An 11,443-nucleotide genomic window follows, 5' to 3' on the forward strand; every position below is an offset into this window, starting at 1 on the left:
CGATTTTTTACATTGTGACAAGGTGACAGCCGCCCCATGGATCTCGACGAGATGGACGCGTTCGACAAGGTTTCCCGTTCTACCCGCCGCGAGCTGCTGCGCTTCGGGCTGGCACTGCTGTTCGTGATCGGGGTGGCCCTGTTCACCTGGATCACCCAGGGCCACGTCAGCATGGTGATGGTGATCGCGGCGGTGATCGGTGCCTACATGGCCATGAACATCGGCGCCAACGACGTGGCCAACAACGTCGGCCCGGCGGTGGGCTCGCAGGCACTGACCATGGGTGGGGCGATCGTCATCGCGGCGACCTTCGAGGCCGCCGGGGCGATCATTGCCGGCGGCGAAGTCGTCACCACGATCAAGAAGGGCATCATTGACCCCACCCTGATCGCCGACCCCATGACCTTCGTCTGGCTGATGATGGCCGCCCTGCTGGCCGCGGCGATCTGGCTTAACCTCGCCACCGCACTGGGAGCACCGGTCTCGACCACCCACTCGATCGTCGGCGGGGTAATGGGCGGCGGCATCGCCGCGGCCGGCTGGGGCATCGCCAACTGGGGAACGGTCGGACAGATCGCCGCCAGCTGGGTGATATCGCCCGTCTTGGGCGGGGCCATCGCCGCCGCCCTGCTCTACCTGATCAAGCGCAGCATCACCTACCAGCACGACCTGATCGCCGCGGCAAGACAGCGCGTCCCCTGGTTCCTGGGACTGATGGCCTGGGCCTTCGCCACCTACCTGGCGGTCAAGGGACTCAAGCGGATCACGGACATTTCCTTCATGGGCGCCCTCGGGATCGGCCTGGTCGTCGCCGTGGCGGTGTTCTTCCTGGTTCGCCCCCTGATTGCGCGCGCCGCGGATCGCATGACGGAGAACAGCAAGGGTAGCGTCAACAGCCTGTTCACCTGGCCGCTGATCTTCGCCGCCGCCCTGCTGAGCTTCGCCCACGGCTCGAACGACGTTGCCAACGCCGTCGGGCCGCTGGCCGCGATCAACGACGCCCTGGCACATGCCGGCACCGCGGCGAAGGCCGCCATCCCGCTGTGGATCATGGTCATCGGCGCGCTGGGTCTGGCCGTGGGCCTGGCCCTCTACGGCCCCAAGCTGATCCGCACGGTCGGCCACGAGATCACCGAGATCGACCAGATGCGCGCCTACTGCATCGCCATGGCCGCGGCCCTGACGGTCATCCTGGCCTCCCAGCTGGGCCTGCCGGTCTCCACCACCCATGTCACCATCGGCGCGGTCTTCGGTGTCGGCTTCCTGCGCGAATACCTCAAGTCCAGCTACGACCGCCTCGAGCAGCAGGTTCGCGATTTGCACCCGGAAGGCGATGACGACGAGGTGATGCAGGAGTACCTGGAGCGGTTCCGCGCCGCCCCGCTCAAGGAAAAGGAGCAGATGCTCGCCGAACTCAAGAACAAGAGCACGCGACGCGAGGTCCACATCAGCAAGCGCCAGCGCAAGGGACTGAAGAAGATCTACAAGCGCGAGCTGGTCAAGCGCTCGCTGATGCTCAAGGTGGTCGCCGCCTGGGTGATCACCGTGCCGGCCGCCGCGATCCTTTCGGCGATTTTCTTCTTCCTGATCCGCGGCATGATGGCCTGATTCACCGCCGACCGCAGACGGGGCAGTACAATCCCTCTCCATGGCTGCCCCCAGAATCCGCGAAGCCGAAATCGCCCAGGCGCTCGACACCGCCCTGCCCGCCTGGCAACGCGCCGGCCACCGCCTGCCGGTGCTGGTCAACGGCAGGCCTGCCTGGGCATTGGCATGCGCGCAGGCACTGGTCGACGAGGACACCCTCTGGATCGGGCCCGACGCCCCGCCCGTGGCGCGCTCGCTCAGCCTGCGCCGCGCGCGTGAGTCGCTGGGCGGGGAATGTGACCGTGTCATCTTCAATGCCCTGTCCGGATTCGACCCCGACGCCCTCGGCGCCGTCGCCGGCCTGCCGCGCGCCGGCGGCTGCCTGATCCTGATCGCTCCACCGCTGGCCGACTGGCCCGAACGCGAGGACCCGGAACTCGCCCGGATCACGGCCTACCCCTTCACCCCCGCGGATGGCGGCTCGGCCTACATCCGCCGGCTGACCGGCCTCCTGAAAGAACAGCAACCCTTGTGGACGGTCACCGAGGGCAAACCGCTGGCGGCGGTGCCGTCGCCTGTCGGGTCGACCGACGAGCCCCGGCTGGCCACCGCTCCCTGCCGCACTCCCGATCAGGCCGAGGCAGTCGAACGGATCGTCCACGTGGCGCGCAGTCGGCCGCGCCGCCCCCTGGTGCTGCGCTCGCATCGTGGCCGCGGCAAGAGTTCCGCACTCGGCATCGCGGCGGCACGCGTGCTCGAAGAGGGTCTCGGTGATGTGCTGGTCACCGCGCCGCGACGCGAGGCGGTCGAGCCGCTGTTCGCTCGTACCGCCGAGATCATCGGGGCCGCGCCCGACGGCGACGGGGCAATACGTCTCGGCGCGCATCGACTGCGCTTCCTCCCGCCCGACGTGCTGATCGAGCAATGCCCGCCGGGGCGGCTGCTGCTGGTCGACGAGGCCGCCGCGCTCCCCGCCGGTCTCCTCGACGACCTGTTCTCCCACCATCCGCGCTGTGTGTTCGCCACCACCGAACACGGCTACGAGGGCAGCGGCCGGGGCTTTGCCCTGCGATTCCTGCCACGCCTCGAGTCACGCGCGGCATCGGTCCATCACCTGCGGATGAGCACACCGATCCGCTGGTCGACGGACGATCCGCTCGAGGCGCTGATCGACCGTCTGCTGCTCCTCGATGCCGACCCGGCCGACCTGCCGACGTCGCCTCCCGGCGAGCCCGGCACGCCACAGCGGCTGGACCGCGACGCACTGGCCGCCGACGAGCCCCGCCTGGCCCAACTGTTCGGCCTGCTCGTCGGCGCCCATTACCGCACGACACCGCGCGACCTGCGCCAGTTGCTCGAGGCCCCGGGCACCCAACTGTGGACGGTCGAGGCAGACGGCGGGGTGCTGGCGACCGCCGTGGTACAGGACGAGGGCAACCTTTCCCGGCCGCTGGCCGAGGCGGTATTCGCCGGCGAGCGTCGCCTGCACGGCCATCTGCTGCCGCAGACCCTGGCGGCGCATGCCGGCGAGGCCGACTGGCCGATACTGGCCGGCCGACGCATCCAGCGCATCGCCGTGCACCCCGTCGCCCGCCGGCAAGGGCTCGGCCGTCGGCTGGTGGCGGCCATCGCCGAGCAGGCCCGTGCCGACGGGCTGGACTTTCTCGGCGTGAGCTTCGGTGCGCAGGACGACCTGATCGACTTCTGGCAGGCCTGCCACCTGGCGGCCTTGCATCTGGGCCAGCACCGCGACCCGGCCTCCGGCGAAGAGGCCATGGTCATGGTGACGGGGCTTTCCCCGACCGGTCAGCAAGCCGTCGAACACAGCACACGCCGGCTGGTCGAGACCCTGGCCGACCGGGCCGCCGGCCCGCTGCGCCGGGCCGATGCCGGCCGCCTTGCCCGGCTACTAGCCGGCACGACACCAATGACGCCGCCGACTCTCGATGAGGCCGCCCGGCGGCAGATCGACGCCTGCGCCTACCATCGGCACCACCTGGATGCCGCGCTCGCCCCCTTGCGCCGCTGGCTGCCGACGGCACTCAGCCAACCGGCGGTGATCAGGGCCGTCAGCACCGAGAACCGTGCCCTGCTGGTCGGGCGCTTCCTGCAGCTTGCCGAGGAGTCGACGCTGGCAACCCGCTTCGGCCTCGCCGGGCGGCGGGCCGTCGAGGACGCCTGCCGACAAGCCCTGCGACATGTCCTCGAGGTGCTGGCGAGCTAGGAACTCGAGCACGCGCTATGCTTGAGGCCGCCGGTCCGGACATGCTGCACTGGTCGGACAGAGCGCCGAACGGCACCACGGACACAGGGACACCATTGCGGGGACCGCATTGCCATGAAAGTCGCCTTCTTCTCCACCAAGCCCTACGACCGCGAGGCCTTCGACGCCGATCCGAAAGGGCACGAGATCGACTATTTCGACCAACGCCTCACCGAGGAGACGGTCCATCTCGCCCGGGGCTATCGGGCGGTGTGTGCCTTCGCCAACGACGTGCTCGGCGCAGCGGTAATTCAGGCACTGGCCGATGGCGGTACCGAAGTGCTCGCCCTGCGATGCGCCGGCTGCAACCACGTCGATTTCGAGGCGGTGGCCGGGACGGATTTGCGGGTGGTGAACGTGCCGGCCTACTCGCCCAACGCGGTCGCCGAGCACGCCGTGGCATTGATGCAGGCGGTCAACCGCCACCTGCCGCGTGCCGTCACACAGGTCCGCATGGGCAATTACGCCCTGCACGGGCTGGCGGGCACGGATGTGGTCGGCAAAACGGTCGGCGTGGTGGGCACCGGGCGCATCGGCATGGTGTTCGCCCGCATCCTCAAGCAGGGCTTCGGAGCCGAGGTGATCGCCCACGACCCCTATCCGAATGACGAGTGCCGAGAGATGGGGATCGACTACGTGCCTCTGGATGATCTGCTCGAACGCGCCGACATCATCAGCCTGCACTGCCCGCTCACCGATGCCACCCGGCACCTGATTGACGCCGGGGCCATCGCTCGACTCAAGCCGGGCGCGCTGATCGTCAACACCAGTCGCGGCGCGGTGATCGACACCCAGGCGGCCATCGACGGGCTCAAGTCAGGGCAGATCGGTGGGCTCGGGATCGACGTGTACGAACACGAAGGGCCTTTGTTCTTCGAGGATCGCAGCGACGAGCTGCTCACCGACGACCAGTTCGCCCGGCTGCTGGGCTTCCAGAACGTGGTCATCACCGGCCACCAGGCCTTTCTTACCCGCGAGGCGCTGGCGCAGATCGCCAAACAGACGCTCGAAAACCTCACCTGCATCGAGACCGGCGTGGCCTGCGAGCGGGAACTCACCCCGGGGAAGTAGCCCGGGTATAATCCGCCGCCTTTCACGCATCCCCGAGACGACATCCGGCACATGGACCTGCTCGCCCCGCTGACACTCGCCCCCCTCGATCCGGTCGGTCGCGGGGCGCAGAAACTCGTCTACCGCCACCCGGACGACCCCCGAGTGCTGGTCAAGGTGGTGAATCCGGACTTCATCAGGCGCCACGACCGCAAGGACGCCTTCTACAAGCGCAGACGGCGCATCGGTCACTACCGCGCCTTCGAGCGCGAGGTGCGCGAACACCTTGCCTCGCGCGCCCGCCATGCCGGCCGGTACGCCCCCTGCCGCCACCTGCAGAACATCCTCGGCATGGTCGACACCGATCTCGGCGCGGCCCTGCTGGTCGAGGCGGTGCTCGACGAAAATGGCCAGCCGGCGCCGAGCCTCGCCGAACTGCAACGGCGCGGCCGCTACGGCGCCCGCGAGCAACGGGCGCTCGACACGTTCATCGACTGGGCGATGACCTCGAATGTCCTGATCAACGACCTCTCGCCCGACAATCTCGTCTGGCACCCCGACGGCCATTTCGTCCTGATCGACGGCATGGGCGACCGCGCCGCGATCCCGGTGCGCTCTCACAGCCAGTGGCTCAACCGTCGCTACAAGCGCAAGAAGATCGACCGGCTGCTGCGGCAGATCGATGCCGACGGGCAGGCGACATGACTCCCGTCCCGTCGCCATCGCACCGTGACTCGCCCTGATCGCCGCATGGCTCGACGGGAGGCCTCGACCGGGACATCCGACCTGTTTGCAACTACGCTTTGCAGAAAAACAAGGAGGAGAGCATGCGCCCCGAGACCATCGCCCTGCACACCGGCTACGAGCCGGACGACCAGCACGCCGTCGCCGTCCCCATCCACCAGACCACCTCATACGCCTTCGATAACGCCCAGCACGCCGCCGACCTGTTCGACCTGAAGGTCAAGGGCAATATCTACTCGCGGATCATGAACCCCACCTGCGGGGTGCTCGAGGAGCGGATGGCGGCGCTCGACGGGGGCGTGGGTGCCCTGGCGACCGCAACCGGCATGGCGGCAATCACCTACGCGATCCAGACCATTGCGCAGGCGGGCGACAACATCGTCTCGATCAGCGAGCTCTACGGCGGGACCTACAACCTGTTCGCCCACACCTTCCCGCGCCAGGACATCACGGTGCGCTTCTGCAACAAGGATGACTTCGCCGGTATCGAGGCGGCCATCGACGAACGCACCCGGGCGATCTACTGCGAGTCGATCGGCAATCCTTCCGGCAGCGTGGCGGACATCGAGAAGCTCGCCGACATCGCCCATCGCAACGGCCTGCCGCTGATGGTGGACAACACCGTCGGCACCCCCTTCCTGCTCCGGCCGATCGACTACGGCGCCGACATCGTGATCCACTCGGCCACCAAGTACATCGGCGGGCACGGCACCACGCTCGGCGGCGTGATCGTCGACTCGGGGCAATTCGACTGGGCGGCCCACCCCGAACGCTTCTCGCTGCTGATCGAGCCCGACCCGTCCTATCACGGCGTGAGCTACACCAACGATGTCGGTGCGGCCGCCTTCATCGCCCGTGCCCGCGTGGTGCCACTGCGCAACACCGGCGCGGCCCTCTCGGCCCAGTCGGCCTGGCAACTGCTTCAGGGCCTGGAAACGCTGTCACTGCGAATGGACCGGGTCTGCGAGAACACCCAGGAGGTCGCCGAATTCCTCGATGCACACCCTCAGGTCAGCTGGGTACAGTACGCCGGCCTGCCCGAGCACAAGGACCACCGGCTGGCGCGCAAGTACATGGACGGGCGCGCCTCGGGCATTCTCAGCTTCGGCGTCAAGGGCGGTCGCGAAGCGGGCGTCCGTTTCTACGACGCCCTGCAGCTGATCCTCAGGCTGGTGAACATCGGCGATGCCAAGTCCTGCGCGGCGATCCCGGCCTCGACCACCCACCGGCAGCTCAACGACGAGGAACTGCGGGCCGCCGGCGTCCCGCCGGACATGGTGCGCCTGTCGATCGGCATCGAGCACGTCGACGACCTGATCGAGGATCTGGACCAGGCACTCAAGGCCAGCGCCTGATACCGCGCCAACGCCGGCATCAGGCCAGCAGAACGGCCAGAATGCCGGTGATGAAGATGCCGTCGAAGGTGCCGGCCCCGCCGATCGAAGCCACCGGCGAGCCGAGCTTGCGCACGTCCTTGAGGCGCAGGATGTCGGCACCGATCAACACGCCCACCGTCCCGCCAACGTAGGCCAGTGCCGGGCTGTGCTCGGGATCGAGCAACAGTCCGGCGGCGGCCGCCGCCAGTGGCGCGACCAGCACCGGCATGCCGATACCCAGCCCGGGCACCGGCCGGCTGGCGAGATAGGCAATCGAGGAAACGAACGCCACCGCCAGCAGGTAATCGCCGAGGCCGGCGCCGGCGTGCATGACCAGATACGCGGAGAACGTCAGCGGCAGCAGGCAGCCGCCGAGATTGACCGCCACCGTGGTCACGCCCTCGAACGGCTGCTGGGCATGACGCAGGATGCGGCGGATCGGGTCGGGCAGCGGCTCGTCGGGCTCCTCGGCGCTCATGCGAAACAACGGCACGTTCACCAGGCTGCCCATCAGCGAGACGAACAGCAGCGTGACCCCGGCCTGCGGATCCAGCCCCAGCTTGCCGAACGCCAGCTGCAGCGCACCGAGCTGGATGAGGGTGAACAGGACGATCAGGCCGAGGGCGGCTATCAGGAAGGCGGGATTCGGCATCGCTCCTCTCGGGGGCTCGTAAGGGACGACTCCGAGCATGGCAGAGATGTGCGGCGACGTTCACGCCCCGAGGGCGTTAAAGGCTGCGCAGGAAGAGCAGCAATGCGTCGCGATCCGCGGCCGAGAGATGCCGGAAACGCTCGCGTGCCGGCTCGGCCTCGCCACCGTGCCACAGGATCGCCTCGGCCAGCCCGCGGGCCCGGCCGTCGTGCAGGAAGAAACGATGGCCGGTGACCAGTTCGTTCAGCCCGATGCCCCACAGCGGCGGCGTGCGCCACTCGCGTCCGCTGGCGAGGAAATCGCCGCGGCCGTCGGCAAGGCCCTCGCCCATGTCGTGCAGCAGGAAGTCCGAGTACGGCGCGATCTCCCGGTTGGACAGCAACGCGATACCCTCCGGGTGCTCGCCGGTGGCCAGGCGGGGAACGTGGCAGGCCGCGCAGCCGGCCTGCTCGAACAGTCGCTCGCCATGCCGGACCTCGGGGTTGTCGACGAACCGACGTGACGGCACGGCCAGAGTCTGCGTGTAGAAGGTAACATCGCCGAGAATGCGCTCGCCGGCCTCGAGGTCCGGACGGCCGGTCGCGCTGTTCCAGCCGAGCTCGGGGTCGTCGTCCGCCGCATCGCGATTGACCGTGCCCGCCGACTCGCCGGGAAAGACGGGGTTGGTCACCCCCATGTCCTGATGATAGGCACCCGCATTCTGCTGGCGCAGCGAGGGGTTGTTGGCCTTCAGCCCGATCCGACCGATCACCCGCTCGCCGCTCCCGACATCGAGCACGCGGTTGGCCCGCCCGCTGATGCCGTCGCCGTCGGCATCCGCCGGATCGGCCAGCGCCAGCAGGGTGGCGTCGGGGATCGCCTCGATGTAGCCGCGTCCGTGGATGGGCGGCGCGACGCGCGGCGAGATGCGGATGTCCTCGATCGTGTAGCCGGCCGCTGCCAGCGCCGCAGGATCCGCGAGACCGGTCAGCGTGAACTCGGGCCAGCGCAATTCGTAGGCCGTGCCGTCAGCGTAGCGGCCCGTTCGTGTGCGCCAGTGCACCTCCACATTGGCTTCCGGCACCGCGCCGGCGCCGGCCACGGCCTGCTGCTGGAGCTGGGTGCCCATACTCGGCACCGGTGTCGGTCCGGCATCCGGGTCGTTGCCGACGCTCACGCGCAGGAGCAGCGACTCGGCATCCGCCAGGTTGGTGTGGCCGTTGACCGGGTGCGGTGGCGGCGCTCCACGCGAATCCCGCGGATGGCACGACTCGCAGCTCGCAGCGTTGAACACGGGGCCGAGCCCCGGTCGGATGGCATTGCCGCCCGAGACGAACGGGGTCTCGAAGTCGGCGTCGCCTCGAGTAAAGCGGGCGACCTGCGCGTCATTCATGCCCGGCAGGGGATGCGAGAAGGCGTTGCTGGTGGCCGAGTCCACCGTCACCGGCGGCCGCTCTCCCGCCGCGATGGCCGGCGCGAGGCTCAGCATGGCGAGCCCGTACAGCCAGGCGGGCAATCCGGCCCGGCAACGTGCCCGGCGCGTGCGTCGCACTCCGTGACATGCGGTTGACTGCTCCCGCATCAGTGCAGTGCTTCCTCGAGTCGTGCCTGCAGGTCTCGCACGGCCTCCACCGCCGCCTGGATGCGGACCTGCTGCGCCTCCTCGCCACTGGCGACCGCCTCGGCGAAGGCCAGCCGGCCGTTACCGCCGTCCGTCTCGCCGATCGCGGCCAGCCGGCCGGCCGCAACCAACAGCGCCCGGTCGACCGCCTCGACCTCGGCATCCTGCCGGGCGGCAATGGCGCGCAGGCCCGCCCCGGAATCGATGCCGTCCAGTGAACCCAGCCAGAGATTGCGGATACCCTCGACGTTGTGCTGCATGTCGGCCCGCGTGTTGCGCGCCCAGGGTGACTCGACCCCGTCCAGGCGCCCGGATGCCAGCGGCTCGCCCAACTTGGCGGCCGCCAGTTCGTCGGCGATGCCGTCCATGCCTTCGACCAGCTCCTGCACCGCGCCCCTCACGGCGGGGTACAGGCGCGAATCCGGCGTGCCCGCCCCGGCGAGTTGTCGGCCATGACCCTCGCTGCCCTGCCAGGCAGCGGCCATGGCGGCGGCGTGGTCGTGCAGATCCGCGCCCAGGGCGGCTAGCAGTTCGCGTTGGCGCGGGTTATCGGCGAGCCGTCCGGCGGCCTGCGCCGCGGACTCGCGCCCCTCGCCCACCGGTCGATTCCAGAGCAGGAATTCGATCGCGTGGAAGCCCTTGACGTCGCCATCGAGCCTGGCGATGTGCGCACCGTCCAGCGGTGCCGAACCGGTGATCAGTCCTGCAAGCTCACGCCGGTCAAGTGGCCAGGAATCCATCGCCGGGTCATGGCCGTCGGTATCAACCGGACCGAAGAGGTGCGCTTCGCCGGTCTCCCAGTACGCACGTGCCTCGCGCCAGGCGGCTCGCGCGGCGATCACATGCTCGGCGGTGGGGGTCGCGCGCAGCGCCGTCAGGCGATCGGCCAATCGGTCGGCGGCGACGGCGAGCCGGACATAGTTGCGCGTGATCACGTGCTCGGCGGTGTGCTCGAGCACCCGTTCGGCCACGGGCTCGGCGTGGACGGTGGGCACGGCCAGGTTCAGCCCGGCGAGCAGGGCCAACGGGGTCAGTCGGAAAATGCGTGTATTCATGCGGATGCCTCGTATTCGGTGATGCGGTTTCAGAACTCGACGGCAAGCTGCGTGAGGAACGTGCCGGCCGACTCGCCCGTGCCGCCATCGGCGATGTCGTAGTCCTCGTCATGGGCGTACTCGACGCTGAGTGCGGTGTACCGGAAGATCTCGACCGACAGGGCGGCGAGGACACGGCTTTCCGGCAGGCCGAGCGCCACCGATTCGTCGGTGCCCTGGTAACCGATGCTCGCGGAGGCCGGCTTGCCCAGCAGATCGAAGCCGTAGCTGGCCTCGACGTTCCACGCGGCGGGCTGGGCGCCGTCACCGTTGAAGGCCAGTTCGCCGGCGTCGAACGAATCGTTCGCGGTCAGGTACTCACCTACCAGCGTCACGTCACCCATGCCGAGCACGGCATTGGCCGTCCAGGCGCCCACTTCGTCGACATCTGCCCCACCGGTGTTGTCGTACACGGTCTCCTCGATGCCGTCGGATTCGCCGAGGCTGTTGATGTAGCCGGCGGACAGCGCCAGGTCGGCGCCCCCCACGGAGCCGGCATAGCCGGCGGTCGCGCCGAAGCTGTTGACCTGGTTCTCGTCCTCGAGGTCGCCGTTGAAGGCATACACCTCGGCGGAAAAACCGCCCTGGCCGATGCCGGCCGAGATCGCGGTCTCGCGGGTTTCGCCGAGTTCGAGGGTGAGCGGGTCGGAGACCATGGCGGTCTCGTAGACGCCGAACGGCACGTAGAACTGACCGGCACGCAGCGACCAGAGGCTGTCCTCGGCGCCGAGCATCACGCTGGCGGTGTCGACTTCCAGCGGCGTGTCGTTCTCTTCGTAGAGGGTGGAGATCTCGGCGCTGATCCACTCGTTGATCGCGGCCTCGAGGCTCAGCGCGCCGGTTGCCAGAACGATGTCGCTCTCGTCGCTGCCGGTGTAGGGTCTGGTGTGGTAACCCTCTACCTCGACGACACCACCGAAATCGATCGACGGGTAGGTCTCGGCTTGATCGGCCGCCATGGCGGCCTGGCTGGCGAGGCCCAGCGAAAGGGCAGTGGCCAGCACAGTCGGGCGGGCGAATGGGTTCATGTCATCTCCTTGCGTTTTGTAAACCCGTCGAGAACCCAGGCCGCGGACA

9 protein-coding genes are annotated in these 11,443 nt (G+C 68.8%); 5 read left to right on the plus strand and 4 right to left on the minus strand.

Features of this window, described 5'->3' with window-relative positions; genetic code table 11:
- The first annotated feature begins 36 nt into the window (after window positions 1-36).
- The 5 genes from AWR35_RS02740 (at window position 37) to AWR35_RS02760 (ending at window position 6,999) form a co-directional block, all read left to right on the plus strand.
- The gene (locus AWR35_RS02740; protein ID WP_058574437.1) at window positions 37-1,608 is read left to right on the plus strand and encodes an inorganic phosphate transporter; all 1,572 of its coding nucleotides are present in this window, start codon (window positions 37-39) and stop codon (window positions 1,606-1,608) included.
- Window positions 1,609-1,648: 40 nt separating this feature from the next.
- Window positions 1,649-3,811, plus strand: a complete 2,163-nt coding sequence (locus AWR35_RS02745; protein ID WP_058574438.1) for a GNAT family N-acetyltransferase — start codon at window positions 1,649-1,651, stop codon at window positions 3,809-3,811.
- Between the two features lie 114 nt (window positions 3,812-3,925).
- The gene (locus AWR35_RS02750) at window positions 3,926-4,921 is read left to right on the plus strand and encodes a 2-hydroxyacid dehydrogenase (protein ID WP_058574439.1); all 996 of its coding nucleotides are present in this window, start codon (window positions 3,926-3,928) and stop codon (window positions 4,919-4,921) included.
- Window positions 4,922-4,972: 51 nt separating this feature from the next.
- Entirely contained in the window at window positions 4,973-5,605 is a 633-nt protein-coding gene (locus AWR35_RS02755; RefSeq protein ID WP_058574440.1) for a YrbL family protein, read from the plus strand.
- A gap of 122 nt (window positions 5,606-5,727) precedes the next feature.
- On the plus strand, window positions 5,728-6,999 hold the full coding sequence (locus tag AWR35_RS02760) for an O-acetylhomoserine aminocarboxypropyltransferase/cysteine synthase family protein (RefSeq protein WP_058574441.1): 1,272 nt from the start codon (window positions 5,728-5,730) through the stop codon (window positions 6,997-6,999).
- Between the two features lie 19 nt (window positions 7,000-7,018).
- Here the strand turns inward: AWR35_RS02760 and AWR35_RS02765 are convergent, their stop codons facing one another.
- From AWR35_RS02765 to AWR35_RS02780, 4 genes are all read right to left on the minus strand, one after another.
- The gene (locus AWR35_RS02765) at window positions 7,019-7,672 is read right to left on the minus strand and encodes a DUF1614 domain-containing protein (RefSeq protein WP_058574442.1); all 654 of its coding nucleotides are present in this window, start codon (window positions 7,670-7,672) and stop codon (window positions 7,019-7,021) included.
- A gap of 76 nt (window positions 7,673-7,748) precedes the next feature.
- Window positions 7,749-9,167 carry a di-heme oxidoredictase family protein gene (locus AWR35_RS02770; protein WP_197408112.1) on the minus strand — a complete coding sequence of 473 codons (1,419 nt, stop codon included), beginning with the start codon at window positions 9,165-9,167 and terminating at the stop codon, window positions 7,749-7,751.
- 65 nt (window positions 9,168-9,232) lie between these two features.
- The gene (locus AWR35_RS02775; protein WP_058574444.1) at window positions 9,233-10,327 is read right to left on the minus strand and encodes an imelysin family protein; all 1,095 of its coding nucleotides are present in this window, start codon (window positions 10,325-10,327) and stop codon (window positions 9,233-9,235) included.
- Window positions 10,328-10,356: 29 nt separating this feature from the next.
- On the minus strand, window positions 10,357-11,394 hold the full coding sequence (locus AWR35_RS02780; RefSeq protein WP_058574445.1) for an LbtU family siderophore porin: 1,038 nt from the start codon (window positions 11,392-11,394) through the stop codon (window positions 10,357-10,359).
- Window positions 11,395-11,443: the final 49 nt, after the last annotated feature.

The organism is Guyparkeria sp. WRN-7 (genome assembly GCF_001641825.1).
Lineage (GTDB): Bacteria > Pseudomonadota > Gammaproteobacteria > Halothiobacillales > Halothiobacillaceae > Guyparkeria.

What these genes read in the sequence shown, in the direction of transcription:
- AWR35_RS02740 (WP_058574437.1), top strand. Translation starts at nt 37, where the DNA reads ATGGATCTCGACGAGATGGACGCGTTCGACAAGGTTTCCCGTTCTACC.
- AWR35_RS02745 (WP_058574438.1), top strand. Translation starts at nt 1,649, where the DNA reads ATGGCTGCCCCCAGAATCCGCGAAGCCGAAATCGCCCAGGCGCTCGAC.
- AWR35_RS02750 (WP_058574439.1), top strand. Translation starts at nt 3,926, where the DNA reads ATGAAAGTCGCCTTCTTCTCCACCAAGCCCTACGACCGCGAGGCCTTC.
- AWR35_RS02755 (WP_058574440.1), top strand. Translation starts at nt 4,973, where the DNA reads ATGGACCTGCTCGCCCCGCTGACACTCGCCCCCCTCGATCCGGTCGGT.
- AWR35_RS02760 (WP_058574441.1), top strand. Translation starts at nt 5,728, where the DNA reads ATGCGCCCCGAGACCATCGCCCTGCACACCGGCTACGAGCCGGACGAC.
- AWR35_RS02765 (WP_058574442.1), bottom strand. Translation starts at nt 7,672, where the DNA reads ATGCCGAATCCCGCCTTCCTGATAGCCGCCCTCGGCCTGATCGTCCTG.
- AWR35_RS02775 (WP_058574444.1), bottom strand. Translation starts at nt 10,327, where the DNA reads ATGAATACACGCATTTTCCGACTGACCCCGTTGGCCCTGCTCGCCGGG.
- AWR35_RS02780 (WP_058574445.1), bottom strand. Translation starts at nt 11,394, where the DNA reads ATGAACCCATTCGCCCGCCCGACTGTGCTGGCCACTGCCCTTTCGCTG.